Genomic DNA, 24,341 nt, shown 5'->3' with positions numbered 1-24,341 from the left:
TCCCACCATGAACGCACGATTGATCCACGACTCCGAGCACCTGCAGTTCCGCGAGGTCGTCCGTGACTTCGTCCGGGACAAGATCACCCCGGTGCACGAGGACTGGGAACGGGCGAGCTGCCTCGACCGGTCCCTGTTCACCGAGGCCGGCAAGCTGGGCCTGCTCGGCTTCCCGGTCCCGGAGGAGTACGGCGGTCCCGGCGTCGACGACTTCCGCTACAACGCCATCCTGATCGAGGAGGTCAACCGGGCGGGCAACGCGGCCGCCGGGATCGCGTTCTCGCTGCAGAACGACGTCGTGCTGCCGTACCTGACCGACATGACCACCGACGAGCAGAAGGCGCGCTGGCTGCCCGGCGCCGTCACCGGCGAGACCGTCCTCGGCATCGCGATGACCGAACCCGGCACCGGCAGCGACCTGACCGGCATCCGCACCTCGGCGGTGCGCGACGGCGACCACTACGTGGTCAACGGCGCCAAGACGTTCATCTCCAACGGGCAGAACGGCGACCTGTTCGTCGTCGCCACCCGCACCTCCGACGACCCGCACAAGGGCCTGACCCTGCTCGTCGTCGAGGCCGACACCGCCGGCTTCTCCCGCGGGCGCAATCTGGAGAAGATCGGCCTGCACGCGCAGGACACCAGCGAGCTGGCCTTCACGGACATGCGGGTCCCGGTCGCGAACCGGCTCGGCGAGGAGGGACAGGGCTTCTACCAGCTCGTGCACAACCTGCCGCAGGAACGGTTGTCGCTCGCGATCGGCGCGGTCGCCGCGGCGGAGGGCGTGTTCGCCGAGACCCTCACCTACGTCAGGGAGCGCAAGGCCTTCGGCAAGCCGGTCTCGAGCTTCCAGAACACCCAGTTCGTGCTGGCCGAACTGGCCACCGAGCTGGATCTGGCCCGCACGTTCCTCGACGACTGCATCGCCGAGCACGTTGCCGGCGAGCTCACCGCCGCCCGCGCGGCGCGGCTGAAGTGGTGGGCCACCGAACTGCAGGTGCGGGTCGCGGACCGGTGCCTGCAGTTGCACGGCGGCTACGGGTACATGCGCGAGTACGCGGTGGCACGCGCGTTCGTCGACGCCCGCATCCAGACCATCTACGGTGGCACCACCGAGATCATGAAGACGATCGTCGCCAAGGATCTCGGGATCTGAGCGGCCGTCCCGAGCGACGAGGAGGACGCCCATGTCGGCCGATCCGAGCGAGCTGCCGATCGACGAGGCCGTGCGCGCGGTCCGTGCGAACTCCCGGCGCAGGCAGATCCTGATCGCTGCCGCGAAGGTGATGCAGCGCACAGGGTTCCATCAGATGTCCATGCAGGCGCTGGCCGACGAGGCGAACGTCAGCGTGGGCCTGCTCTACAAGTACTTCGGCAACAAGGAGGAGATCCTCCTCGCCACCATCACCGCCATCCTGGACGCGTTCCGGGATCAGCTCGAGCCCGCGATGGCGGCGGCCGGCACGGACCCCGTGGAGCGCCTGGCCGCGGGGATCGGCCGGTTCGTGGAGATCGTCGACGAGAACCTCGACGCCGTGGCCCTGACCTACCGCGAGAGCCGCACGCTCGACCCGGCCGGGCGGGAGATGCTCAAGCGGCTCGAGATCGCCACCTCCGCCCCGCTGCGTGCGGTGCTGACCGACGGCATCGACGCCGGCATCATGAACCCGGTCGACGTCGACCTGATGGTCTTCGACCTGGTGCTGCTCGCCCACGGCTGGGCGCTCAAGCACTGGCATTTCGGCCGGCTCTACAGCCTCGACGACTACATCCGGCTGCAGACCCGGTTCGTGCTCAACACCGTTCTGCCACAAGAACACCGAACCCGCTACCGACACCTGCTGGAGTAACCGTGAGCGTCGTCACCACACGCGAAGACCGCGTCGGGATCATCACCCTCGACCGTCCCCCCGCCAACGCCTTCGACGAGGCGCAGGCGGAGGCCCTGGCCGAGGCGGTCACGACGCTGGGCGAGGACCCCGCCGTACGGGCCGTCCTGATCCGCAGTGCCCGGCGGATCTTCTGCGGAGGCGCGGACATCGCGATGATGGAGTCCTGGAGCACGCAGCCCGATCGGGGTGCACGCCTGCGCCGCTTCACCGCACGGCTCCAGGACGTGTTCGCCCGCATCGAGGCGCTGCCGAAGCCCTCGGTGGCCGCCCTCGCCGGTGCCGCCACGGGAGGCGGCCTCGAGTTGGCCCTCGCGTGCGACTTCCGCGTCGCGGGCGCCTCGGTGAAGCTCGGGCTTCCCGAGGTGGGAATCGGGCTCCTCCCCGGTGCGGGGGGCACGCAACGGCTCACCCGGCTGGCCGGTCCGTCGGTGGCGCACCGGCTCGTTCTCGGCGCCGAACTGGTCACCGGCCGTGCGGCCGAACGGCTCGGAATCGTGCAGTGGGCCACCGACGCCGACGTCGAGACCGAGGCCCGAGCCTTGGCCGATCGACTCGCGCAGCTGCCGCCGGCCGCCTACGCGTCCGCCAAACGCTGCATCGTCGCAGCTCGGGGCGATGAGGGGTTCGCCCGAGAGCTCGACGAGATCAGCCGGTTGATCGAGACGCCGGACACCGTCCGCTTGCTGGAAGGATTCGTCGCGCGCGCCCGGTAGCCCGGCGTGCGGGCCGTCGCGGGATGTCCGCCGCCCGGGGCTGCGCCGGACGACCCGCCCGGATCACTCGGTACTGTGGATCCGACCCAGCGGCGACGAGGAGCACCACCATGACCACCGACCACGACGCGCTACCCGTGGACGAGGCCGTGCGAGCCGTGCGCACCAGCTCCCGCCGCAAACAGGTGCTCGACGCCGCGGTGACGGTCATGCAGCGGACCGGGTTCCACCAGATGTCCATGCAGGCGCTGGCCGACGAGGCCGGGGTGAGCGTGGGGCTGATCTACAAGTACTTCGGTGGCAAGGAGGACGTCCTCCTCGCGACCATCCTCGCGATCCTCGACGCCTTCCGCGACCAGCTCGAACCGGCCATGGACGCCGTCGGCGACGACCCCGTCGAGCGGCTCGCCGCCGGGATGCGCCGCTACATCGAGATCGTGGACGAGAACCTCCACGCCACGGTGCTCACCTACCGGGAGAGCCGCACCCTCGACGACGCCGGACGCGCCCGGATCAAGGAACTCGAGGTGGAGTCCTCGGCGCCGCTGCGCGCCGCGCTCGACGCGGGGATCGATGCGGGCGTGATGAACCCGGTCGATGTCGACCTGATGGTCTTCGACATCATGCTGCTGGCGCACGGCTGGGCGCTCAAGCACTGGCACTTCGGGGCGATCTACACGCTCGACGAGTACATCCGGCTCCAGACCCGCTTCGTGCTGAACACGCTCCTCCCGGCCGAGCGCCGCGACGACTACGCGCAGTTGCTCACGTAGCCGACACGGGAAGCAGGTCGCCGCCGAGAGGTAGCGACCAGCGCGCCCCGCGCACCGTCTCGATCGCGTCGTGGCGGGAGGTCGGCATGATGCCGGGCAGCAGCAGCGTCCACATCTGGTCGATCCGCTCCTCGAGGTCGACGCGCCCGGCGAGGACGTCGGACAGGAGCTGCACGCCCGTGAACGCGGAGATCACGAAGTGCGCCAGCATCGACGGATCGAGGTGGGCATCCAGGTCGCCTTCCTCGACGGCACGACGGCCGAACGCCTCGCAGGCCGTGATCCAGTCCAGGTACGGCCCGGCGGGCTTGTCGAGACTGCCGAGTTCGAGGGTGAGCCGGATCCCGGCGCGCACGACGGGGTCCTCGATCATCTGCCGGCCGATGCCGTGGCACAGCATCACGATCTGTTCGAGGGTCGACGCCTCGGTGCCGGCGATCGCATCGACGAGCGCGATCGAGCGGCGGTGCTGCTCGGCGACGATGGCGCCGGCGAGGTCGATCTTCGACGCGAAATGGAAGTACACCGCCCCCTTGGACAGTCCCGTGTCGCGGAGAATGTCGGCGAAGCTGGCGCCGTGGAACCCTCGTTCGTCGAACATCGCGGCGGCGGCGCGCACGATCTGCTGCCGGGTCACTGCGGCGCGGGCTTGCTTGGCCACTCACTCACCTTTCTCGCGAGGCGGATTCCGACGAGACACCTCGGCCCGAGGCATCCGACGTACATCCCCTCGACAACCCCCGACCGACACACCGCCGACTCCCCCTGGGCGGCCCGCCGGGATCTGCGTCGATCCCGGCGGAAGGCACCAGCCACCTTAACAAGACCGATCGACCGTTCAACGGAGGGTGGACGGCACCGGCGTGCCCGCCCCGCTCCCCCTCGGCAGCACGGGCCGATCGGCGGCCCCGGCCTATCCGGCGCCGAGGGCCTTCTTCGCCGCGTCCTGCGCCTTGTCGACCTGCTCGGCGTACTTTCCGCCGGTCTTGCGGTCCGCGAGATCACCGGCCTTCTCGATCGCCTCGTCGACCTTGTCGGGGTTCTGCGCCGCGAACTCCTTGCCCTTGTCGACCAGCCCCTTGACCGAATCCATGAAACCCACGTCGCGTCCTTTCGTCCGAATGATCGAGCGGGCCAAGCCTGCCACAGCAGGTCGCGACCGGACGTGGGGCCGGGTCCGACGCCGCGCTATCGGGGGTCGGGTCCGGGAGCCGGGCCGGGTCCGGCAGCCGGACCCGGTCCGCGACCTTCGGTGCCGAGGGTCTTCTTCACCGCTTCCTGCGCCTTGCCGACGTGCCGGGAGTACTTTCGGGGCCCCTTCGTCCGGGCGAGATCGCCGGCCTTGTCGATGGCGTTGTTCACCGTGTCCGGGTTCTTCCGGGCATAGTCCTTGCCCTTGTCGACCAGGCCCTTGAGCGAATCCATGAATCGCATCGGGTCCATCCCTTCTCTGTGCAATGGTCGGATCGTCACCAGCGTGCCACCGGTGGACGCAGAGCGGGAGATCCCTGTCGGGACCACCCGCCGAAGACCTGCACTGCTACGGGCTGCGCGGGCCCGGCTGCGCCTGCGGGCCGGGATCGGACTCCGGGCCGGGCCGTCCCGCGGGACCCGGAGTCGCACCGGGAACGGGATGGTCCGCGGTACCGAGGTGCTTCTTCGCGGCGTCCTGCACCTTGTCCACGTGCTGGGCGTACTTGCCGCCCGTCCGGGCATCGGCGGCGTCGCCTGCCTTGTCGACGAACCCGCCGGCCTTGTCGGGGTTCTTCTCCGCGTACGCCCTGCCCTTGTCGACCAGGCCCTTGATCGAATCCTTCAAACCCATCTGCCGCTCCTTCCGTTCGAGGGATCGATGCCTCAGCGTGCCACCGCGGGCCGGTTCCCAAACCTGCCGCGGCGGCGCAGTGTCCCCGTCCCCGGCCGGGCCGGGGCAGTGCCCTCGTCCCCGTCAGTGCACGCCCGGCAACAGGTCCTCACTGGCGGCGAACAGCCGGCGGTGCTCACCGTGGACCCGCCCGGTCACCCACCACGAGACCTCCACGAGGACCACGCCGATCGCCCCGCACGTGAACGCCGTGACCATTGCGCCGACGTTGGAGATGTCGAGGGCGAAGAACTCGCGGGCGAAGGGGAAGGCGAACAGGACCAGGTACCCGAGCACCGAACCGGCCAGCAGCACCAGTTTCCACATCACGTACGGCCGCGCCACCACGGCGAGCACCCACAGCGCGATCATGATCAAGGTGATCAGCGCCGCGGTGCCGGCCTGCATCTTCTGCGCCTCGGTCTGCTCGGGCCCGGCGTACACCAGGATGTAGCAGACGTACGTGCTGATCCCGATGATCACACCCGACGGGATCGCCAGGCGCATCACCCGCGACACGAAGCCGGAGCGGGCCCGCTCGTTGTTGGGGGCGAGCGACAGGATGAACGCGGGGACTCCGATGGTGAACCACGCCGCGATCGTCACGTGCCGCGGCAGGAACGGATACGGCATCGGCTCGTAGCCGAACACCTGGGACAACGCGCCCGAGAGCCCCACGAGGAACGCCAGCAGTACGGAGTACACGGTCTTGGTGAGGAACAGGTTCGAGACCCGCTCGATGTTGCCGATCACCCGCCGGCCCTCGGCGACGACGTAGGGCAGGGTGGCGAACTTGTTGTCCAGCAACACGATCTGCGCGACCGCACGGGTAGCCGGGCTGCCGGAGCCCATCGCGACCCCGATGTCGGCGTCCTTGAGCGCCAGCACGTCGTTGACCCCGTCGCCGGTCATGGCGACGGTGTGCCCGCGCGACTGGAGGGCTCCGACCATCGCCCGTTTCTGGTCGGGCCGCACGCGACCGAAGGTGGTGGCCGAGTCGAGGGTGTCGGCGAGCCGGTCGCGGTCCTCCGGCAGGGTGCGGGCATCGACGGGGTGATCGGCGTGCGGCAGGCCGAGCGACGTCGCGACCGCGCCGACCGACACGGCGTTGTCGCCGGAGATGACCTTGACCTCGACCTGCTGGCTCGCGAAGTACTCGAGGGTCGGCTTGGCGTCGGGCCGGACCCGCTGCTCGAGCACGACGAGGGCCTGCGCGGTGACCGTGCCGGGGGCGTGCGGGTCGTCGACGGGACGGTCGCACCGGCCGAGCAGCAGCACCCGCAGCCCCTGCGCCCCGAGCGCCTCGGCGCGCCGGGCCGCCTCCGAGCCGGGATCGAGCAGCACGTCCGGTGCGCCGAGCACCCAGTCGCCGTGGTCGCCGTACGACTGGCCGCTCCACTTCTTCGCCGACGAGAACGGGGCGACGGCGGTGGCCTCTCCCCAGCCGGGGTCGTCCGGCATCGCCTCGCGGACGGCGAGGACGCTGGCGTTGGGACGCGGGTCGTCGGCGGCCATCGCCGCGAGCGCGGCACGGGCGGCCGTCTCGTCGCTGCCGTCGACGCACACGACGTTCGCCAGGCGCATGCCGTTCTCGGTGAGCGTGCCGGTCTTGTCGGCGCAGACCACGTCGACGCGGGCGAGGCCCTCGATGGCCGGCAGTTCCTGCACGAGGCACTGCCGGCGACCGAGACGGATCACGCCCACCGCGAACGCGATCGACGTCATCAGCACCAGGCCCTCGGGGACCATCGGAACGAGCGCGGCGACCATGCCGCTGAGTGCCGGGCCGAGCGCCTCGCCGCTCGAGAACAGCTGGTTGTAGATGATGAGCAGGCCCGCCGGGATCATCAGGTAGGTGATGAATTTCAGGATCTTGTCGATGCCGGCGCGCAGTTCCGAGTGCACGAGCGTGAACTTGCTGGCTTCCTCGGCGAGCCGGGCTGCGTACGCGTCACGGCCGACCTTCGTGGCCCGGTAGGCGCCGCTGCCCGCCGCGACGAAGCTGCCCGAGAGGACGTGTGCGCCGAGCTCCTTGTGCACAGGATCGGCCTCACCGGTGAGCAGCGACTCGTCGAGTTCGAGCCCCTCGGCCTCGACGACGAACCCGTCCACCACCGCCTGGTCGCCGGGGCCGAGTTCGATGATGTCGTCGAGCACCACCTCGCGCGGCGGGAGCTCGGCCACCACTCCGTCCCGGCGCACGAGAGGCTTGGCCTGGCTGACGATCGCGAGCCTGTCGAGGGTCCACTTCGCGCGGATCTCCTGCACGATTCCGACGGCGCTGTTGAGGATGATCAGCAGGCCGAACATGCCGTCGATGATCGAGCCGGTGGCCAGGACGATGGCCAGCAGGACGGCCAGGATCGCGTTGATGCGGGTGAAGACGTTGGCGCGGACGATCTCGCCGACCGACCGCGACGCCCGGTCCGGCACGTCGTTGGTGGCGCCCCGGGCCACGCGTTCGGCGACCTGCTCGGTGGTCAGGCCCAGCTCGATGTGCCGCGCGTCGGTCGGGGGCGCGGCCGCCTGGTCGGCGACGGCGGTGGGCTCCTCTGCTGCCATGGGAATCAGGCTAAGCCACCCGCTGCGCTCCGCCGCCGTGCCGTGACGCCTCGCGCCGGGCTCAGCTGTCCGGGCGGACGAACTCGGGCTGGTCGAGCACGCGCAGCCAGCTGCCGTCGGGCTGGCGGCGGGCCACCTGGGCCCGGGCGCCGGCGCCGTCCTTCGGCGGGGTGGCGGTCAGCGCGAGGTCGCCGCTGATCAGTGTCGGCAGCGGCGGCTCGGGTTCGAAGTGGGGCGCGTGTTCCAGCACCTGCTCCCACAAGCGGCGGATGGCCTCGCGGCCCACCGTGCGACCGCCCGGCGGGTAGGCCATCACGGCGTCCTCCTCGTACAGTGCGGCGACACCCGCCGCGTCGCCGGCGTTGGAGCGCTCGACGAACAGGCGGGTGAGATCCTCTGGCTGCCAAGCCTTCTCTGCGTCGGACACGGTCATCCTCTCCAGGAACGGAAGCGGGACACCTCCAGCCTCCGACCCGCAGAGTCAGAAGTCCAACAGATTGTTCTGATCGGAACTAGAATCCGGGGTTATGGAACTGCGGCAGCTCGAGTACTTCGTCGCGGTGGCCGAGGAGGCGAACTTCACCCGGGCGGCCCACCGCGTCCACATCAGCCAGTCCGGGATCAGCGCCCAGGTCCGCCGGCTCGAGCACGACCTCGGCGCCGCCCTGTTCGACCGCTCCACCCGCACCGCCACCCTGACCACGGCCGGGGAGGCGGCCCTGCCGCACGCCCGGGCCGCGCTGGCGTCCGCCGCGGCCGCCCGGCAGGCGGTCGAGGAGGTGACGGCACTGATCCGCGGACGGCTGGTGGTCGGCATGGTCACCGCCTGCACCGTCACCGGGCTGTTCGACGCGCTCGCCGCGTTCCACCGCGCGCACCCGGGGGTCGAGATCACCCTCGTCGAGGACGCCTCCGACCGGCTCGTCGAGCGGGTCCGCTGCGCCACCGTGGACCTCGCCCTCGTCGGCTCCGCCGGCAGCCCGCCCCCGGGCCTCGAGGCGCTCACCCTCGTCAGCGAACCGATCGTCGCGGCCGTGCCGCCCGGTCACCCGCTGACCGGCCGCGCCCGCCTCACGCTCGCGGACGTGTGCGCGCACCCCGTCGTGTCCATGCCCGAGGGCACCGGGATCCGGACCGTGTTCGACCGGGCGTGTGCCGCCGCCGGCCTGCGCCCCGACATCGCCCTGCAGGCCAGTTCCCCGGACACCGTCGCCGACCTCGCCCTCCGCGGGCTGGGCGTGGCGATCCTCAGCCGCTCGATGACCGCGCACTTCGAGGGCCGGTTGTGCGGGCTCACCCTGGACGACGCCACCGGGCCCGCGGTGCTGTCGCTGATCTGGTCCGATACGGACGCTCCGGCCCTGCGCGAACTCGTCCGGCACAGCCGTCGCGCCTTCGCCGTCGCAGGGACCTAGGACACTTCCCCGGCGGCGGCCCGCGGCCGAGAATGGGCACGGGCCGGCGAACCGGCCGGAGTCGAATCCACGACGACAGGGGGCGGACATGAATCTCGAGGACCTGATGGCCAAGGCACGCGACACGGTCACGGTCAAGCGCGTGTACTCGGAGCCGGTCGAGAAGGACGGCCTGACGGTCATCACCGCGGCCGTGGTCTCCGGCGGTGCCGGCGGAGGCGGGGGGTACTCGCCCGACGGGGAGAACGGCGAGGGCGGCGGCTTCGGCGTCGGGGCTCGCCCGGTGGGCGCGTACGTCATCAGCGGCGGCAAGCTGTCGTGGCAGCCGGCGGTGGACGTCAACCGCCTGGTGCGTACCGTCGCGAGTGTGGCGATCGCCTTCCTCGTCACGCGGGCGCTCGTCGAACGCAAGCGTGCCGCTACGACGCGCTGACACCGCTCACAGCGTCGCGAGGACGAACGACAGCACGAATCCCGCGGCGGTGCTCAGCGCGACCGTGGGACCGCCCTTCTCGTAGGCCTCCGGCATGAGCGTGTCGGCCAGCGACGCCAGCACCGCGCCCGCCGCGAACGCCAACGGCAGGGAGATCGTCTCCGGCGGGGTCACCGCGAGCGGCCCGGCCCCGACGACGACGGCGACGGTCAGCAGCGTGGCGCACGCGACCCACATCCCGAGGATGTACCCCCGGGACCGGCCCTGAGCGCGCATGGAGGCGCTGCCGACGAGCGACTCCGGGAAGTTGGACACGAAGATCGCGACCAGCAGGGCGAGGCCGCCGGTGCCCTCCCCCAGGGACACACCGAGCGCCACGTTCTCGGGCACCCCATCGAGCGTGACCGCCGCCAGCAGCGCCAGCCCGGCCGCCCCGCTCACCGAGGACGACGACGGCGCGGTTTCCTCGGCGGCCGCGTCGACGTCGAGTTTCTCGCTGCCGTGGTCCTTCTCCCGCCGGCCCTCGGCCACCCGGTCCAGCCACGCGCTGAGCACGGTGAACACGAGCGCGCCGACGACGAGTCCGATCGCCGCGCGCCAGATGCCGCCCTTCTCGTACGAATCCTCGAACAACTCGAACGACAGGGCGGTGATGAGCGCGCCGGCGGCGAACGCCAGCATCGCCGCGAGAACGCGTTTGGGGATCTCCACCCATCCGCCCACCAGGGCACCGAGCACCAGCGCACTCGAGGCGATGATCCCGAAGAGCAACGATTCGACGATGGCCCCGCCCTCCCTCCGACGCTCCCCGACGGACGGCGGGATACCCGCTGCGGCGGCCCGGAAACCCCTACCGGCCTGGAAACCCCTACCGGCCCGGGGTCAGCCGAGCGGAACCCACCACGGATCCTGCGAGCCCGGCCGCAGTGCGTCGACCCGCTGCCCCGGCATCGGCACGGCCGTGGGCACCCCCTCCTCCCGAGCGGCCGGCAGGAGCCGCGCGATCGGCTCCGACCACGCGTGGAACGCCAGGTTGAAGGTGCCCCAGTGCACGGGGACGAGCAGGCCGGGGTGGTCGCCGCCCCCGAGATCGAGGTGGGTGCGCACCGCCTCCTCCGGGTTCATGTGCACGTCGGGCCACCGCGGGTCGTACGCCCCCACCGGCAGCAACGTCAGATCGAACGGGCCGTAGCGGTCCCCGATGCCGGCGAACCGGGGCGTGTAGCCGCTGTCGCCGCCGAAGAACGCGGTTCGCGTCGGCCCCGCGATCACCCACGACGACCACAGCGTGATGTTGCGGATCAGGCCGCGTCCGGAGAAGTGCCGCGCCTCGGTGCACGTGACGGTGAGCGCGCCCACCTCGGTGTGCTGGTCCCAGTCCAGCTCGACGATCCGGTCGGCCGGGATCCGCCACCGGCGCAGGTGCGCGCCCACGCCGAGCGGCACCAGGAACCGGGCCTCGCGCTGCGTGGCCGCGAGCGCCTCCACGGTCTCGCGGTCCAGGTGGTCGTAGTGGTCGTGGGAAATCACGACGGCGTCGATCGGCGGCAGTTCCGCCAGTTCGACCGGCGACGGGTGCAACCGGGCCGGGCCCACGGCCGGCGACGGCGAGACCCGCTCGCTCCACACCGGGTCGGCGAGGATCCGGTGGCCGTCGATCTCGAGGAGGACGCTCGAGTGCCCGTACCAGGTGACCGCCAGTTCCGCGGCCTGCACCGGCGCGAGCTGCGGCGCGAGCGGCACCGCGTCGCGCGGCGTGCCGGAAGACCGTCGGGTGAGCATGTCCTTGACGAGGCTGCCGCCGGCCTCGGGCAGCACCGTGCTGCTCGGCTCCGAGTTGTGGAACCGGCCGTTCCGATACCGGGGTGAGCCGGCGGCGTACGGGCGGATGTCCGCCGGAGTCGCGCCGATCGAGCCGGGGACGCCGCGGGCGGCGCGCGCCACCCACAGCAAGCCGGCGCCGGCGAGGGCGGACGAGGCGGTCTGCTTGACGCTCACCCCACCACTGTAGAGGGGCGCGGGCGCGCTCAGCGGCCGCGGAAGACCGGCTCCCGGCGTTCCGCGCGGGCGAGCCGGGCCTCCTGGACGTCCTCGCTGAGCCACGCCGCGGCCAGCGCGGCCGTCTGCTCGGGCGACGGCTCGTCGCGGGTGCCGTCGTCGTTGAGGAACAGCTTCATCGCGTGCAGCGACAGCGGTGCGAGCTTGGCGATCTCGTGTGCCCAGGACTGCGCGGCGACGAGGTCGCCGATCCGGTTGGCCAGGCCGCGGTCCACGGCCTCGTGGGCGTCGACCGGCTCGGCGGCGAGCAGCACGGCCCGCGAGGGGCCGCCGCCGAGCAGGGAGGCCAGCCGTCGTACCGTCCACCGGTCCACCGAGATACCAAGGCGCGCCGCGGGAATCGCAAAGCGAGCACCCGGCGCGACGACCCGCAGGTCCGCGGCGAGAGCGAGCTGGGTGCCCGCGCCGATGGCGGGGCCGTTGATCGCGGCGATCACCGGCACGGGCGCCTCCTGGATGGCACGCAGCATCTCGCCCAGGCTGTCGAGGAATCCCTCCGCGTAGACGTCCCCCGACAGGTCGGCGCCGGCGCAGAAGCTCGAGCCCCGGCCGGTGATCACGACCGCACGCGCACCCCCGTCGAGCGCCTCCTCGAGTCCCTCCCGGACCTGGACGCACAGCTCGGTGTTGAGCGCGTTGCGGCGCTCCTCGCGCCGCAGTTCGAGCGTGACCACGTCGCCGTCGCGGCTGATCCCCATCATGTGTGCTTCACCTTTCGTCGCCGGCACGCATCATCGCACCCGCCGCGCACGGGCGCGACGTCGCTCCGCGTCAGCCCTCGTCCGCGCGCGGCCGGCCGGGCTTGCGGATGCGCCCGGCGTCGCGCGGCATGCGTCCCGCCTCGCTCAGCGCGCGCCGGAGCAGGAACTCGATCTGCGCGTTGGTGCTGCGCAACTCGTCGGCGGCCCACCGCGCGAGCGCGTCGTGGACCGCCGGGTCGAGCCGGAGCAGGAGCTTCTTGCGTTCCGCCATGGCGTCGACGAGCCCTCAGGCGTAGAGCGATCCGGTGTTGAGCACCGGTTGCGCGCTCTGGTCACCACACAGGACCACGAGCAGATTGCTCACCATCGCGGCCCTGCGCTCCTCGTCGAGCTCGATGGTGTGCTCCTTCTCGAGCTGTTCGAGGGCGGTTCCGACCATGCCGACCGCGCCCCTGACGATCTGCTCGCGCGCGGCGATGACGGCACCCGCCTGCTGGCGGCGCAGCATGGCCTGCGCGATCTCGGGCGCGTACGCGAGCCGGTTGATCCGGGATTCGACGACCCGCACGCCGGCGGATCCGACCCGCTCGTCGACTTCCGCGGAGAGCCTCGAGGTGATCTCGTCGGCGTTCTGCCGCAGCGACAACGTCTCCGGGCCCGCGTCGTACGGGTAGCTGCCGGCGATGTGGCGGACGGCCGCCTCGGTCTGCACGGCGACGAACTCCTCGAAGTCGTCGACGTCGAACACGGCCCGGGCGGTGTCCTCGACCTGCCACACGATGACGGCGGAGATCTCGATGGGGTTGCCGTCGGCGTCGTTGACCTTGGCGATCCCGGTCTCGTGGTTGCGGATGCGGGTGGAGATCTTGCGCCGGGTGTTGAGCGGGTTCATCCAGCGCAGCCCGTCCTGCCGGAGGGTGCCCGAGTACGAGCTGCCGAGCAACTGCAGCACGCGGGCCTCGTTGGGTTCGACGAGGACCAGGCCGGCGAGCGCCACGGTGGCGGGGACGAACAGCACCGCGCCGGCCACGACGAGCGCGACGTTGTGGTTCACCGCGCCGAACACGGCGAGCGCCGCTGCCACGACGTCCACGGCGAGCGCGATCGCGAGGACGGACCAGCCGCTCGCGGATCGTCCGGGCCGCTCGATGGTTACGGAGGGGGTGGCGGACATGGCGGTGACTCCCTTCCCGGTCATTGCAATGCGATATTAAAGTGATATCACATTTTTGGCCGTGCGGACAAGCCCGTGAGTCCCTCCGACGGTGGTCGCGCCGGCCCCGATCGTGCCGACGGCACGGACCCGATCGTGCCGACGGCACGGCCCCGATCGTGCCGACGGCACGGCGGCGACGGGGACGCCGGTGCATCATGGGTGCGGACCCACGGAAGGGAGGGCGGTGATGACGACGGACGCACCGGCGACCCCCGTCGACGTCGTGGTGATCGGCGCGGGACAGGCCGGGCTGTCCACCGCCTACTTCCTGCAGCGGTTCGGCGTCGAACCGGAGTCCGGGTTCGTCGTGCTGGACCGGTCGTTCGGCCCCGGCGGCGCCTGGCAGGAGCGGTGGCCGTCGTTGACGCTGAGCACCGTCAACGGAGTACACGACCTGCCGGGGTGGCCGTTCTCCGAAGCGGTCGACACCACCGCCGGGCAGGTGCCGGCGGCCGCCGCGGTTCCCGAGTACTACCGCGCCTACGAGGCCCGCTTCCACCTGCCGGTGCACCGCCCCGTCCAGGTCGGCGTGGTGTGCGCCCGCGGCGAGCGACTGCGCGTGGAGACCGACCGCGGCGTGTATTCCGCCCGCGGACTGGTCAACGCCACCGGCACGTGGGAACACCCCTTCGTGCCCTGGTACCCGGGCGCCACCCGCTTCCGCGGACGCCAGCTGCACACCCGGGACTACCGCAGCGCCGACGAGTTCACCGGCCGCCACGTCCTCGTCGTCGGCGGCGGCATCTCGGCGGTGCAGCTGCTCGACGAGATCTCCCGCGTCACCGAAACCACCTGGGTGACCCGCCGCGAACCCGCCTGGCGCGACGAGGATTTCACCCCGGAACTCGGCCGGGCCGCCGTCGCGCTGGTCGAGGACCGGGTACGGCGGGGCCTGCCGCCCGGGTCGGTGGTGTCGGTGACCGGACTGCCGGTCACGCCCGCTATCCGTGCGGCCCGCGAACGCGGCGCACTCGACCGCCTCCCGATGTTCGACGAGATCACCGAGACCGGCGTCCGGTGGCCCGACGGCACCACGCTCGATGTCGATGTCATCCTGTGGTGCACCGGTTTCCGCAGTTCCCTCGACCATCTCGCGCCCCTCGGCCTGCGCAATCCCGGCGGCGGCATCACCATGACGGGGAAGCTGGCGACGCAGGTCGCCGCGGACCCGCGGGTCCACCTCGTCGGGTACGGGCCGTCGGCGTCGACCATCGGCGCGAACCGCGCCGGTCGCGCCGCCGCCCGCGAACTCGTCGACCATCTCGCGGCCACCGCGCCGGGGCCGTGATCCGCCGCATCGGCGCCGTCCTGGCGATGGTGTCCGCCGGACTGGTGCTCACCGCGCCGGCGACGGTCGAGATCGTCGTGCTGCCGCCGCCACCCCCGGCACCCGCCCCGCCCGTCGTGCCTACCACCGAGGAGGTGGCGGCACGGATCACGCCGGCCGTCGTCACCCTCTCCGCCAACCGCGGCTGGCGCGGCATCTCGGGCACCGGCATCGTCCTCACCGCCGACGGCACGGTGCTCACGAACCACCACGTCGTCACCGGCGCCACCGACATCAGCGCGGTCAGCCCCCACACGGGTGCGAGTTACGACGTCGCGGTGCTCGGCTACGACACCACCCTCGACATCGCCGTACTGCAACTCGGCTCCGCCGCCGGCCTGCCGGTCGCGGCCGTCACCGAGAGCCCCCTTCCGCAACCGGGAGCGCCGGTGACCGCCTTCGGCAACGCGGACGGCGGCGGGGTCGTCGTGCCTGCGCCCGGCACGGTCGTCGCCGTCGACAAGACGGTGTCGGTGCGCGATTCGATGGACGGATCCCTGCGCCGGCTCAGCGGAATGCTGCAGGTCGACGCGGCGATCCGGCCCGGGGACTCCGGGGGTCCGCTCGTCGACGCGTTCGGCACCGTCGTGGGGGTGAACACCGCCGGGGCCTTGGAACCGGATCCGGCCGTCGTCCCCGACCCACCCGAGGCGTACGCGGTGCCCATCGGGATCGCCCTCGACGTGGTGGACCAGGTCCGTACCGGCACGAGCGCCGGGACGGTGCACGTCGGCCCGACCCCGCTGCTCGGCGTGAGCGTCACCACCGGCCGGACCGGCGGCCAGGAGACCGGCGCCGAAGTGCTGTGGGTCGGCTACGGCACCCCGGCCGCCGGCACCGACCTCGAGATCGGCGACGTCATCGTCGCGTTCGACCGGCGCCCGGTCTCGTCCACGGCGGACCTCGAGGAAATGCTGATGGCGCGACGGCCGGGCGACAGCGTGGAGATCGGCTGGCTCGACGCCGCCGGGCAGCGACGCACCGCCACGCTCACGCTGGACGCCGGCCCGCCCCGCTGACAGGCGACCGGCGCGGTGCTCGCGCGGTTGTGTGGCCGAATGTGACATGCATTCGATCGGATCGAAGCAATGTGACATCCGGCCGGGAACGGGCCGTCGGCACGGGCGGTCAGGCGAACCGGTGCGTGGTCTGCCCGAACGGCCCCTTGGCGAAGACGAGCACCTTGCTCGGCTCGACGCGGAAGACCCAGCCCGGGTCGTCCACCGGCCCGACGGCGTCGCCGTGGACCTCGAACCGCCACTGCTGGCCGTACTTGACGTAGTACGCCTCGGCGACGTCGCGCAGCGCGTCGCCGTCGGTGACGCGCCGGGCCCGCCCCTCGACCACGACGTCCGTGCCGGCCGCCCACGTCGCGACGCCCGTGGTGACAGCCACCGCATCGTTGTGCCGGAGGTTGTGCGTCTTCTGCTCGCCCGGGCCCGTGCAGAAGACGAATCCGCCCGCGTGCCACAGTCCGATCAGCGGTGTCACATGCGGTACGCCGTCGCGCCGGACCGTGCTGAGCCAGTACAGCTGCGCGGACTCGAGAAGCTCCTCCGTGTCGGTCCACGGCAGGGGCGGCTCCCCTTCGTCCCCGAAGCGGGCATCGACGGTGGTGGTGACAGGTGTGCTCACGACGACTCCTCTCCCGGCTCCGGCCGGAGCCCGTATCGATACGGACCGGTCGGACCGGGAGAACTCATCGCCCGCCCGGGCCGAATGTCACACTGCGTCGATCAGATCGAACGCGTGTCACATTCGGCCACCGCCCCGGCCCCGCGGATCAGGAGAACGTGGCGGGATCGCCGCCGATGCGGCCGCCGTCGTCGTGCAGCCCGCGGATGCGGTCGAGGTCGTCCGCGGTCAGCTCGAAACCGAAGACGTCGAAGTTGCTCGCGATGCGCTCGGGCGTGACGGACTTCGGGATGACGATGGTGCCGAGCTGGATGTGCCAGCGCAGGATCACCTGCGCGACGGTGCGGCCGTGCGCCTGCGCGATCGACCTCAGCGTCGGGTCCTCGAGCACGGTGCCCTGGCCGAGGGGGCTCCAGGCCTCGGTGGCGATGCCCTTGCCGGTGTGATACGCCCGCAGCTCGGCCTGGTTGAACCGCGGATGCAGCTCGATCTGGTTGACGGCCGGGACCTCGCCGACGGCGTCGATCAGCCGGTCGAGATCCTCGACCCGGAAGTTGGAGACGCCGATCGAGCGGGCGCGGCCCTCCGCCTTGATCTTCTGGAAGGCGCGGAAGGTGTCGATGTAGCGGTCCTGGGCCGGCGCCGGCCAGTGGATCAGGTACAGGTCGACGTAGTCGAGGCCGAGCCTGCCCAGGCTCGTGTCGAAGGCGCGCAGCGCCGAGTCGTAGCCCTGGTCGCTGTTCCACAGCTTGGTGGTGACGAACAGCTCGTCGCGGGGGACGCCCGAGTCGCGCAGCGCGCGGCCGGTGCCGGCCTCGTTGCCGTAGAGGGCCGCGGTGTCGATGCTGCGGTAGCCCACCCGCAGCGCCTCGGTCACCGCGTCGTAGCTCTGCTCGTCCTCGACCTGCCACAGGCCGAAGCCGAGCTGCGGAATGGTGTTGCCGTCGTTGAGGGTGATCGTGGGAACGGTCATGATCGGCCCAACCCGTTCCGGCCGCCCGGTGTTCCCCGCATCCCACCATCCGGAAACCCCGCGACGCGCGTGGGGATAATCGAGAGGTGACTGCAACACTGCGCATCAGCGGCCTGTCCGCCTCCCGGGGCGAACGCACCCTGTTCACCGACCTGAGCCTGACCGTCGCGCCCGGCGACGTGATCGGCCTGGTCGGCGCCAACGGCGCAGGCAAGTCCACCCTGCTCACGACGCTCGCCGGGGTCGGCACCGCCGACGTCACCGGCACGGTCGTCCTCAGCCCGCCCGACGCCACCGTCGGGTATCTCGCCCAGGAACCCGAGCGCGTCCCGGGCGAGACGATCCTCGGCTTCCTCGGCCGACGGACCGGTGTCACCGACGCCGAGCACGCGATGAACGCCGCGGCCGAGGCGCTGGGGACCACCGATGTCGACGACTACACCCCCGCCCTGGAACGGTGGCTCGCGCTCGGCGGCGCGGATCTCGCCGAACGCGCCGAGAAGGTCGTCGCCGACCTGGGCCTCGAGGTCGGGCTGGACGCGCCCATGACGGGGCTCTCCGGGGGACAGGCGGCGCGGGCCGGGCTGGCGGCCCTGCTGCTGTCCCGGTACGACGTGCTGCTGCTCGACGAACCCACGAACGACCTCGATCTGGCCGGCCTCGATCAGCTCGAGCGATTCGTCGCCGAGACCCGCACCGCGCTGATGGTGATCAGCCACGACCGCGAGTTCCTGGCCCGCACGGTCACCGGGATCGTCGAACTGGATCTGACGCAGCAACAGATCGCGGTGTACGACGGCGGTTACGAGGCCTACCTCGTCGAACGCGAGGTGGCTCGGCGGCACGCCCGCGAGACCTACGAGGAGTACGCGGACACCAAGCAGGAGCTCGAGGATCGCGCCCGGATGCAGCGCAACTGGCTCGAGCACGGGGTCCGCAACGCCCGCCGCAAGTCCAAGGACAACGACAAGCTCGGCAAGAAGTTCCGCGCCGAGGCCACCGAGAAGCAGGCGGCGAAGGCGCGGCAGACGCAGCGCCGCATCGAGCGGCTCGACGTCGTCGAGGAGCCGCGCAAGGAGTGGGAGCTGCGCATGTCGATCGCGGCGGCGCCGCGCAGCGGTGCGGTGGTGGCCACCCTGAACGGCGCACGCGTCGACCGCGGCGACTTCGTGCTCGGCCCCGTCACGACGCAGGTGCAGTGGGGCGACCGGATCGTCGTCACCGGCCCGAACGGCGCCGGGAAGACGACGCTGCTGCGCCTGCTGCTGGGCCGGATCCGGCCCGACACCGGCACCGCGGCCCTCGGGTCGGGCGTGAGGATCGGCGAGATCGACCAGGCACGTGCGCTGTTCGAGGGCGACGAGCCGCTCGTGGACGCCTTCGCCGCGCAGGTGCCGGATTGGCCGGACGCGGAGGTGCGGACGCTGCTCGCCAAGTTCGGGCTCAGGGGCCACCACGTGCTGCGGTCCGCGTCGTCGCTGTCACCGGGCGAACGCACCCGGGCCGGACTGGCCCTGCTGCAGGCCCGCGGGGTGAACCTGCTGGTGCTCGACGAACCGACGAACCACCTGGACCTGCCCGCGATCGAGCAGCTCGAGCAGGCCGTCGACAGCTTCGAGGGCACGCTGCTGCTGGTCACCCACGATCGCCGGATGCTCGCCAACACCCGTTCGACCCGCCGGTGGCACCTCGACGGGGGGCGGCTGACGGAGGAGCCGGCATGACGGCGGGCAGCGTCCGGGTGGACAGCTGGACCTGGGCGGTGCGCCTGTTCAAGACGCGGTCCGCCGCCGCGGCCGCGTGCCGCGGCGGGCACGTGCGGGTCAACGACGCCCCCGCGAAGCCGTCGCAGCCCGTGAAGGTCGGCGACGAGGTGCGGGTGCGCGTGGCCGGGGCGGAACGGATCGTGCGGGTGACGCAGCTGCTGGCCAAGCGGGTGGGGGCGCCGGTCGCCGCCCAGGCGTACGAGGACCACAGTCCCCCTCCCCCACCGAAGGAGATCCTCGCCTCGATTCCCCGCCGCGACCGCGGCACGGGCCGGCCCACCAAGCGGGACCGGCGCGAGCTCGACCGGCTCCGCGGGCTGCTCGAGTAGGACTCCCGCGGGTCTTTCGGCGGCGCGCCGGGGTGCTGCCTGCCGCGCGGACGCGTCGACACCGCTTGACCGTTCGTTGGGTTTTTACAATACTTCGTTGTATGAGTCCGGTACGTCGGGGGGAAACCCTGCCGATCCACAACCGCATCCGCGTCCTGCGCGCGGAACGCGGGATGAGCCGCGCGCAGCTCGCGCAGCTCGTCGAGGTCAATCCCCAGACCGTCGGCGCCCTCGAGCGTGGCGACCACTACCCGAGCCTCGACCTCGCCTTCCGCATCTGCGACGTCTTCGGCCTCCCGGTCGAGGCCGTGTTCTCCCGCACCGAGTTCGGGCCGCTGTCCACCGAGGTGTACCGGATCCGCACCGCAACCGAAGGACGTGACGCACAGTGACCGAGATGCCCGTGCACGACGCCACCCTCCTCGAACGGTACGAGGCCTTCCGCACCCGGCGCTTCCTGAGGAACGAAGAAAAGTTCCGGAACATGTTGCCGCGCTGGCGCACTCGTCGACGCCGCCGAATCCTGGTCGTAGCTCTCGCCGCGACGTTCGTTCTCATGTTCACCGTGGGCGTGCTGTGCCACTTCTTCGAACGGGGACCACTGCTGTGGCTGCCGGCGTGCCTGGCGTTCTTCCCCCTCTGGATCTCGCTGCAGATCGTCTCGGGCCGGCAGGGCGACGCACCGCGCGCGGCCCTCGACGAGCGGGAGATCCAGGAACGCAACAGCGCTCGCTCGATCGCCCTGACCGTGACCCAGTCCCTGGTGATGATTCCGGTGCTCTACCTCGTCGTCGGCAGCGTGCTGACCGACGGCATGCATCCCAGGATGGCCTATGCGGGCGGGCTCATGACGCTGACCGCGACGCTGATCGGCGGTTGCCTGCCCGCGATGATCCTCGCCTGGAACAACCCCGATCACGACGAAACCGACTGACGCAGAGAACAACCCGAGAAGACGGAGGAAACGTGACGCTCACGATCAACGGTGTCTCGAAACGATACGGTGACGTCGTCGCGCTCGACGACGTCACCTTCGACGTGCGGCCCGGTGAGCTGTTCGGCTTCGTCGGCAGCAACGGCGCCGGGAAGACCACCACCATGCGGATCGTCCTCGGGGTGCTCGCCGCCGACTCCGGTGAGGTCCGGCTCGACGGCCGGCCCGTCGACCTCCAGGTGCGCCGCACCATCGGGTACATGCCGGAGGAACGGGGGCTGTACCCCAAGATGCAGGTCGGCGCGCAACTGTCGTACCTCGCTCGGCTGCACGGACTCTCCCGTTCCGAGGCCGATGCCGCCGTGACGCGCTGGACGAGCCGGCTGGGCATCGCCGAGCGGGTGGACGACGCCGTCGACGCGCTCTCCCTCGGTAACCAGCAGCGGGTCCAGCTCGCGGCCGCCCTGGTGCACGACCCGAGGGTGCTGGTCCTCGACGAGCCGTTCTCGGGCCTGGACCCCGTCGCCGTCGACGTCATGAGCGACGTGCTGATGGAGAAGGCCGAAACCGGTGTCCCGGTGATCTTCTCGAGCCACCAGCTCGATCTCGTGCAACGGCTCTGCCACCGTGTCGGGATCATTTCCAAGGGAACGATGCGCGCCGTCGGCACCGTCGACGAACTGCGCGGCCACGGTGAGGCTCGGCTCGAGGTGCACGCCCCACAGGCCCCCGAGGGCTGGGCCGCCGGGCTGCCCGGCGTCACCACCGTCGCGCACGGCGGCGGGCGCACCGTCCTCGTCCTCGGCAACGGCGCCGACGACCAGCAGATCCTCCGGGCCGCGCTCGCCACCGGCCCGGTGCACGAGTTCTCCGTTCGTCGGCCGACATTGACCGACCTGTTCCGAGAGGTGGTCGCAGCGTGAGCGCCCCGTTGAGTCCCGCCCGCGCCGTCGCGCTGGTGGCCCGCCGTGAGTTCCTCACCCAGATCCGCAAGAAGAGCTTCCTGATCAGCAACGCGATCATCCTGCTCGCGATCGTCGGCGGCATCGTCGCCGTGTCGCTGTTCTCCGGCGACGACGAACCCGCCACCGTCGGCGTCGTCGGCGACCCGGCCCTCGGCGCCGCCGTCACCGCCGTCGGAGAAGCCACGGGCAGCCCGGTCGACGTCACGGAGATCCCGGACGCCGGCACCGGCCGCGACCGGGTACGCGACGGCGAGCTCGACGTCGCGCTGGTCCCGGGCCCGGCGGGTTCCGTCACCGCCGTCGCCGAATCGGAGATCGACCCGGCCGTGCGCGCGACGATCGACACGGCCGTCGCGCAGCAGGCGCAGGTCGACGCCCTCACCGCGCGCGGCGTCGACCCGTCCGCGCTGGCGGCGGACACCGCCCGCGCCACCGTGACCGTCGAGGCCCTCGACCCGCCGGACCCGGAGCAGGCGCAGCGCACCACCCTGGCGATCGCGGCGGTCGTGTTGCTCTACATGCAGATCATGATGTTCGGGATGTACGTGGCGATGGGCGTGGTCGAGGAGAAGTCGTCGCGCGTGGTGGAGCTGCTGCTGTCGACGCTGCGCCCGCTGCAGTTGCTGTGGGGCAAGATCCTCGGCATCGGTGCGGTGGGTCTGCTGCAGCTCACCGCATACGGGGTGGCCGGGGTGGGGGCCGGTCTCGCCACCGGCACACTCACCGTCACCGGCGCGGCCCTGGGCACGCTCGCCGGCACACTGGGCTGGTTCGTCCTCGGGTTCGCGTTCTTCGCGGTCCTCTACGCCGCGGCCGGCTCGATGGTGTCGCGCCAGGAGGACGTGAACGCCACCGCGTCCCCGCTGATGGTGCTCATCGTCGCGATGTTCTTCGCGGCCTTCTCGTCCGTGGACGACCCCGAGTCGACGTGGAGCACCGTGCTGAGCTGGATCCCGCCGTTCTCGGCGATCCTGATGCCGCTGCGCATCGCCTCCGGCGTGGCGACCCCGCTGCAGATCGTCGGCACGATCGTGCTGATGCTGCTCGTGACCGGCGCCCTGAGCGTGGTCGGGGCGCGGATCTACCGCCGGTCCATCCTGCGCATCGGCCGCGTGGTCACCTGGAAGGAGGCGATCGGCCGGTAGGCGCCGGTGCGTCCTTCGGGAGCCTGGAGGCGCCCGAAGGACGCACGGCTAGGGTCGTGCCATGGCCCTCAGGATCTCGGCGCAGGAGTTCATCGACAGCGTGCTCGACGCGGGCAGCTTCCACTCCTGGGACACCGCCCCCGTCGACGTGCACCCCGACGAGCAGTACCGCGCCGAGCTCGAGGCCGCGGCGGCGAAGTCCGGCGTCGACGAGTCCGTGATCACCGGCGTCGGAACCGTGCACGGCCGGCACGTCGCGGTGATCGCCTGCGAGTTCGCTTTTCTCGCCGGGTCGATCGGGGTGGCCGCGGCCGAGCGCATCGTCCTCGCCGTGGAACGCGCCACCCGCGAGAAGCTGCCGCTGCTGGCCTCCCCCACGTCCGGCGGCACCCGGATGCAGGAGGGCACCCTCGCGTTCGTGCAGATGGTCAAGATCGCGGCGGCCGTCACCGCTCACAAGGCCGCGCACCTCGGCTATCTGGTGTACCTGCGCAACCCCACCACCGGCGGGGTGTTCGCGTCGTGGGGTTCGCTCGGGCACGTCACCGCCGCCGAACCCGGCGCGCTCGTCGGCTTTCTCGGCCCCCGCGTCTACCAGGCGCTCTACCACGAGGCCTTCCCGGAGGGCGTGCAGACCGCCGAGAACCTGTCCCAGAAGGGCGTGATCGACGGGGTGGTGCCGCTCGCCGGGGTCCGCCAGCTCGTGCACCGGATGCTCCGCGTGCTCACCGAGCCGACGGTCATCGATGCGTCCGCAGGTCCCGCGGTCACCTCCGCCGACGACGTGCCCGACGTGCCGGCGTGGCAGTCGGTAATGCTCTCCCGCCGGACGGAGCGTCCCGGCATCCGGCAGTTGCTGCGGCATGCCGCGGCCGCGCAGGTCCCGCTGTCCGGCACCGGGCAGGGCGAGTCCGACCGCACCGTGCTGGTCTCGCTCGCCCGGTTCCGCGGCGCGTCGTGCGTGCTGTTCGGCCAGGACCGCAGCGGGCAGTCCGCAGCGCGGACGATGGGTCCGGGCGCGCTGCGCGAGGCGCGGCGCGCGATGCGGCTGGCCGACGAACTCCGCCTTCCCCTCGTGCTGGTGATCGACACGCTCGGCGCCTCGCTGTCCAAGGAGGCCGAGGAACGCGGACTCGCACCGGAGATCGCCCGCTGCCTGGCCGACCTGGTGACCCTGCCGACGCCCACGGTGTCGGTGCTCCTCGGGCAGGGCACCGGCGGTGGCGCGCTGGCGCTGCTGCCCGCCGACCGGGTGCTGTGCGCGCAGAACGGCTGGCTCGCCCCGCTGCCGCCCGAGGGCGCCAGCGCGATCGTGCACCGCGACACCACCCACGCCCCGCAGATGGCGGCGGCTCAGGGCATCCGCTCCCGCGACCTGCTGCGCGACGGTGTCGTCGACGGTGTGATCCCCGAGTTCCCCGATGCCGCGGAGGAGCCCACCGAGTTCGCCAAGCGTGTCGGTGCCGCCGTCGCCCGCGAACTCGGCGTGCTCGTCGGCCAGGACCCGACGCTGCGATACCGGCGGCGGCTCGAGCGCTACCGGAAGCTGGGGCTGCCCCGGTAGCCGCGTGCCCGCTCACCGACGCCGAGGCGCCGCCCGGCGCACCGGCCGAACGGGCAGTGCCTCACCCCGGGGGCTC

28 protein-coding genes are annotated in these 24,341 nt (G+C 71.7%); 15 read left to right on the top strand and 13 right to left on the bottom strand.

Annotated features, from left to right (window positions below):
• Window positions 1-7 precede the first annotated feature (7 nt).
• The 4 genes from KZJ41_RS07015 to KZJ41_RS07000 all read left to right on the top strand — a co-directional run bounded on the left by KZJ41_RS07015 (window position 8) and on the right by KZJ41_RS07000 (window position 3,378).
• Window positions 8-1,156 (top strand): acyl-CoA dehydrogenase family protein, encoded by a 1,149-nt coding sequence (locus KZJ41_RS07015; RefSeq protein ID WP_006941064.1) that lies wholly within the window; start codon window positions 8-10, stop codon window positions 1,154-1,156.
• 31 nt (window positions 1,157-1,187) lie between these two features.
• Window positions 1,188-1,850: a TetR/AcrR family transcriptional regulator gene (locus tag KZJ41_RS07010; protein WP_050034726.1), complete on the top strand. Its 663-nt coding sequence runs from the start codon at window positions 1,188-1,190 to the stop codon at window positions 1,848-1,850.
• A gap of 2 nt (window positions 1,851-1,852) precedes the next feature.
• The gene (locus tag KZJ41_RS07005; protein ID WP_251550391.1) at window positions 1,853-2,605 is read left to right on the top strand and encodes an enoyl-CoA hydratase/isomerase family protein; all 753 of its coding nucleotides are present in this window, start codon (window positions 1,853-1,855) and stop codon (window positions 2,603-2,605) included.
• A 110-nt stretch (window positions 2,606-2,715) separates the two neighbouring features.
• A complete protein-coding gene (locus KZJ41_RS07000) occupies window positions 2,716-3,378 on the top strand; it encodes a TetR/AcrR family transcriptional regulator (RefSeq protein WP_029541912.1) in 663 nt (220 codons plus the stop codon).
• On the opposite strand, the gene KZJ41_RS06995 is transcribed toward KZJ41_RS07000, so the two are convergent.
• The 6 genes from KZJ41_RS06995 to KZJ41_RS06970 form a co-directional block, all read right to left on the bottom strand.
• On the bottom strand, window positions 3,371-4,039 hold the full coding sequence (locus KZJ41_RS06995) for a ScbR family autoregulator-binding transcription factor (protein WP_006941080.1): 669 nt from the start codon (window positions 4,037-4,039) through the stop codon (window positions 3,371-3,373). The genes KZJ41_RS07000 and KZJ41_RS06995 overlap by 8 nt on opposite strands.
• A 252-nt stretch (window positions 4,040-4,291) precedes the next feature.
• On the bottom strand, window positions 4,292-4,480 hold the full coding sequence (locus KZJ41_RS06990) for an antitoxin (protein ID WP_006941081.1): 189 nt from the start codon (window positions 4,478-4,480) through the stop codon (window positions 4,292-4,294).
• 86 nt (window positions 4,481-4,566) lie between these two features.
• Complete coding sequence (locus tag KZJ41_RS06985; protein ID WP_006941082.1) at window positions 4,567-4,812, bottom strand: antitoxin; 246 nt, start codon at window positions 4,810-4,812, stop codon at window positions 4,567-4,569.
• Between the two features lie 106 nt (window positions 4,813-4,918).
• On the bottom strand, window positions 4,919-5,203 hold the full coding sequence (locus tag KZJ41_RS06980) for an antitoxin (protein WP_029541908.1): 285 nt from the start codon (window positions 5,201-5,203) through the stop codon (window positions 4,919-4,921).
• Between the two features lie 123 nt (window positions 5,204-5,326).
• On the bottom strand, window positions 5,327-7,804 hold the full coding sequence (locus tag KZJ41_RS06975; protein ID WP_231771914.1) for an HAD-IC family P-type ATPase: 2,478 nt from the start codon (window positions 7,802-7,804) through the stop codon (window positions 5,327-5,329).
• Window positions 7,805-7,865: 61 nt separating this feature from the next.
• The gene (locus KZJ41_RS06970) at window positions 7,866-8,231 is read right to left on the bottom strand and encodes a nuclear transport factor 2 family protein (protein ID WP_006941088.1); all 366 of its coding nucleotides are present in this window, start codon (window positions 8,229-8,231) and stop codon (window positions 7,866-7,868) included.
• A 100-nt stretch (window positions 8,232-8,331) separates the two neighbouring features.
• Here KZJ41_RS06970 and KZJ41_RS06965 point away from each other — a divergent pair, with 100 nt between their 5' ends.
• Window positions 8,332-9,219 carry a LysR family transcriptional regulator gene (locus KZJ41_RS06965; protein WP_043797769.1) on the top strand — a complete coding sequence of 296 codons (888 nt, stop codon included), beginning with the start codon at window positions 8,332-8,334 and terminating at the stop codon, window positions 9,217-9,219.
• An 88-nt stretch (window positions 9,220-9,307) separates the two neighbouring features.
• The gene (locus KZJ41_RS06960; protein ID WP_006941091.1) at window positions 9,308-9,652 is read left to right on the top strand and encodes a hypothetical protein; all 345 of its coding nucleotides are present in this window, start codon (window positions 9,308-9,310) and stop codon (window positions 9,650-9,652) included.
• A gap of 6 nt (window positions 9,653-9,658) precedes the next feature.
• Here the strand turns inward: KZJ41_RS06960 and KZJ41_RS06955 are convergent, their stop codons facing one another.
• The 5 genes from KZJ41_RS06955 to KZJ41_RS06935 form a co-directional block, all read right to left on the bottom strand.
• Window positions 9,659-10,423, bottom strand: coding sequence for a ZIP family metal transporter (locus KZJ41_RS06955; protein WP_006941093.1), 765 nt, complete (start codon window positions 10,421-10,423; stop codon window positions 9,659-9,661).
• A 111-nt stretch (window positions 10,424-10,534) separates the two neighbouring features.
• Window positions 10,535-11,650, bottom strand: coding sequence for an MBL fold metallo-hydrolase (locus tag KZJ41_RS06950; RefSeq protein WP_006941094.1), 1,116 nt, complete (start codon window positions 11,648-11,650; stop codon window positions 10,535-10,537).
• 29 nt (window positions 11,651-11,679) lie between these two features.
• Window positions 11,680-12,411, bottom strand: a complete 732-nt coding sequence (locus KZJ41_RS06945; RefSeq protein ID WP_029541887.1) for an enoyl-CoA hydratase — start codon at window positions 12,409-12,411, stop codon at window positions 11,680-11,682.
• 70 nt (window positions 12,412-12,481) lie between these two features.
• Window positions 12,482-12,682, bottom strand: a complete 201-nt coding sequence (locus KZJ41_RS06940) for a hypothetical protein (protein ID WP_050034723.1) — start codon at window positions 12,680-12,682, stop codon at window positions 12,482-12,484.
• A 15-nt stretch (window positions 12,683-12,697) separates the two neighbouring features.
• Window positions 12,698-13,585 (bottom strand): SPFH domain-containing protein, encoded by an 888-nt coding sequence (locus KZJ41_RS06935; RefSeq protein WP_029541883.1) that lies wholly within the window; start codon window positions 13,583-13,585, stop codon window positions 12,698-12,700.
• Window positions 13,586-13,814: 229 nt separating this feature from the next.
• Between KZJ41_RS06935 and KZJ41_RS06930 the strand changes: the two genes are divergently transcribed.
• Both KZJ41_RS06930 and KZJ41_RS06925 read left to right on the top strand, forming a co-directional pair.
• A complete protein-coding gene (locus KZJ41_RS06930) occupies window positions 13,815-14,915 on the top strand; it encodes an NAD(P)-binding domain-containing protein (protein WP_065922926.1) in 1,101 nt (366 codons plus the stop codon).
• Window positions 14,912-15,973, top strand: coding sequence for a S1C family serine protease (locus tag KZJ41_RS06925; protein WP_029541879.1), 1,062 nt, complete (start codon window positions 14,912-14,914; stop codon window positions 15,971-15,973). Before KZJ41_RS06930 ends, KZJ41_RS06925 begins: the two co-directional genes overlap by 4 nt.
• Before the next feature lie 109 nt (window positions 15,974-16,082).
• On the opposite strand, the gene KZJ41_RS06920 is transcribed toward KZJ41_RS06925, so the two are convergent.
• Both KZJ41_RS06920 and KZJ41_RS06915 read right to left on the bottom strand, forming a co-directional pair.
• Window positions 16,083-16,589, bottom strand: coding sequence for a pyridoxamine 5'-phosphate oxidase family protein (locus tag KZJ41_RS06920; RefSeq protein ID WP_006936055.1), 507 nt, complete (start codon window positions 16,587-16,589; stop codon window positions 16,083-16,085).
• Window positions 16,590-16,737: 148 nt separating this feature from the next.
• A complete protein-coding gene (locus tag KZJ41_RS06915) occupies window positions 16,738-17,562 on the bottom strand; it encodes an aldo/keto reductase (protein WP_006936057.1) in 825 nt (274 codons plus the stop codon).
• Window positions 17,563-17,648: 86 nt separating this feature from the next.
• Here KZJ41_RS06915 and KZJ41_RS06910 point away from each other — a divergent pair, with 86 nt between their 5' ends.
• The 7 genes from KZJ41_RS06910 to KZJ41_RS06880 all read left to right on the top strand — a co-directional run bounded on the left by KZJ41_RS06910 (window position 17,649) and on the right by KZJ41_RS06880 (window position 24,265).
• Window positions 17,649-19,286: an ABC-F family ATP-binding cassette domain-containing protein gene (locus tag KZJ41_RS06910; RefSeq protein WP_065922927.1), complete on the top strand. Its 1,638-nt coding sequence runs from the start codon at window positions 17,649-17,651 to the stop codon at window positions 19,284-19,286.
• Window positions 19,283-19,657 carry an RNA-binding S4 domain-containing protein gene (locus tag KZJ41_RS06905; protein ID WP_006936062.1) on the top strand — a complete coding sequence of 125 codons (375 nt, stop codon included), beginning with the start codon at window positions 19,283-19,285 and terminating at the stop codon, window positions 19,655-19,657. Before KZJ41_RS06910 ends, KZJ41_RS06905 begins: the two co-directional genes overlap by 4 nt.
• Window positions 19,658-19,758: 101 nt before the next feature.
• Window positions 19,759-20,049, top strand: coding sequence for a helix-turn-helix transcriptional regulator (locus KZJ41_RS06900; RefSeq protein WP_029541869.1), 291 nt, complete (start codon window positions 19,759-19,761; stop codon window positions 20,047-20,049).
• A complete protein-coding gene (locus tag KZJ41_RS06895; RefSeq protein WP_084648664.1) occupies window positions 20,046-20,591 on the top strand; it encodes a hypothetical protein in 546 nt (181 codons plus the stop codon). The genes KZJ41_RS06900 and KZJ41_RS06895 overlap by 4 nt, the downstream gene beginning before the upstream one ends.
• Before the next feature lie 32 nt (window positions 20,592-20,623).
• Window positions 20,624-21,514: an ABC transporter ATP-binding protein gene (locus KZJ41_RS06890; protein ID WP_029541864.1), complete on the top strand. Its 891-nt coding sequence runs from the start codon at window positions 20,624-20,626 to the stop codon at window positions 21,512-21,514.
• A complete protein-coding gene (locus KZJ41_RS06885; protein ID WP_029541861.1) occupies window positions 21,511-22,701 on the top strand; it encodes an ABC transporter permease in 1,191 nt (396 codons plus the stop codon). The genes KZJ41_RS06890 and KZJ41_RS06885 overlap by 4 nt, the downstream gene beginning before the upstream one ends.
• Window positions 22,702-22,762: 61 nt before the next feature.
• Window positions 22,763-24,265 (top strand): carboxyl transferase domain-containing protein, encoded by a 1,503-nt coding sequence (locus KZJ41_RS06880; protein ID WP_029541857.1) that lies wholly within the window; start codon window positions 22,763-22,765, stop codon window positions 24,263-24,265.
• Window positions 24,266-24,341 lie beyond the last annotated feature (76 nt).

The organism is Rhodococcus sp. 11-3 (genome assembly GCF_023704055.1).
Lineage (GTDB): Bacteria > Actinomycetota > Actinomycetes > Mycobacteriales > Mycobacteriaceae > Rhodococcus > Rhodococcus aetherivorans.
The sequence above is the reverse complement of the archived record's forward strand: the minus strand, read 5'-3'. Positions and strand labels throughout refer to the sequence as shown.

What these genes read in the sequence shown, in the direction of transcription:
- KZJ41_RS07015 (WP_006941064.1), top strand. Translation starts at nt 8, where the DNA reads ATGAACGCACGATTGATCCACGACTCCGAGCACCTGCAGTTCCGCGAG.
- KZJ41_RS07010 (WP_050034726.1), top strand. Translation starts at nt 1,188, where the DNA reads ATGTCGGCCGATCCGAGCGAGCTGCCGATCGACGAGGCCGTGCGCGCG.
- KZJ41_RS07000 (WP_029541912.1), top strand. Translation starts at nt 2,716, where the DNA reads ATGACCACCGACCACGACGCGCTACCCGTGGACGAGGCCGTGCGAGCC.
- KZJ41_RS06985 (WP_006941082.1), bottom strand. Translation starts at nt 4,812, where the DNA reads ATGCGATTCATGGATTCGCTCAAGGGCCTGGTCGACAAGGGCAAGGAC.
- KZJ41_RS06980 (WP_029541908.1), bottom strand. Translation starts at nt 5,203, where the DNA reads ATGGGTTTGAAGGATTCGATCAAGGGCCTGGTCGACAAGGGCAGGGCG.
- KZJ41_RS06975 (WP_231771914.1), bottom strand. Translation starts at nt 7,804, where the DNA reads ATGGCAGCAGAGGAGCCCACCGCCGTCGCCGACCAGGCGGCCGCGCCC.
- KZJ41_RS06965 (WP_043797769.1), top strand. Translation starts at nt 8,332, where the DNA reads ATGGAACTGCGGCAGCTCGAGTACTTCGTCGCGGTGGCCGAGGAGGCG.
- KZJ41_RS06960 (WP_006941091.1), top strand. Translation starts at nt 9,308, where the DNA reads ATGAATCTCGAGGACCTGATGGCCAAGGCACGCGACACGGTCACGGTC.
- KZJ41_RS06945 (WP_029541887.1), bottom strand. Translation starts at nt 12,411, where the DNA reads ATGATGGGGATCAGCCGCGACGGCGACGTGGTCACGCTCGAACTGCGG.
- KZJ41_RS06940 (WP_050034723.1), bottom strand. Translation starts at nt 12,682, where the DNA reads ATGGCGGAACGCAAGAAGCTCCTGCTCCGGCTCGACCCGGCGGTCCAC.
- KZJ41_RS06935 (WP_029541883.1), bottom strand. Translation starts at nt 13,585, where the DNA reads ATGTCCGCCACCCCCTCCGTAACCATCGAGCGGCCCGGACGATCCGCG.
- KZJ41_RS06930 (WP_065922926.1), top strand. Translation starts at nt 13,815, where the DNA reads ATGACGACGGACGCACCGGCGACCCCCGTCGACGTCGTGGTGATCGGC.
- KZJ41_RS06915 (WP_006936057.1), bottom strand. Translation starts at nt 17,562, where the DNA reads ATGACCGTTCCCACGATCACCCTCAACGACGGCAACACCATTCCGCAG.
- KZJ41_RS06905 (WP_006936062.1), top strand. Translation starts at nt 19,283, where the DNA reads ATGACGGCGGGCAGCGTCCGGGTGGACAGCTGGACCTGGGCGGTGCGC.
- KZJ41_RS06900 (WP_029541869.1), top strand. Translation starts at nt 19,759, where the DNA reads ATGAGTCCGGTACGTCGGGGGGAAACCCTGCCGATCCACAACCGCATC.
- KZJ41_RS06880 (WP_029541857.1), top strand. Translation starts at nt 22,763, where the DNA reads ATGGCCCTCAGGATCTCGGCGCAGGAGTTCATCGACAGCGTGCTCGAC.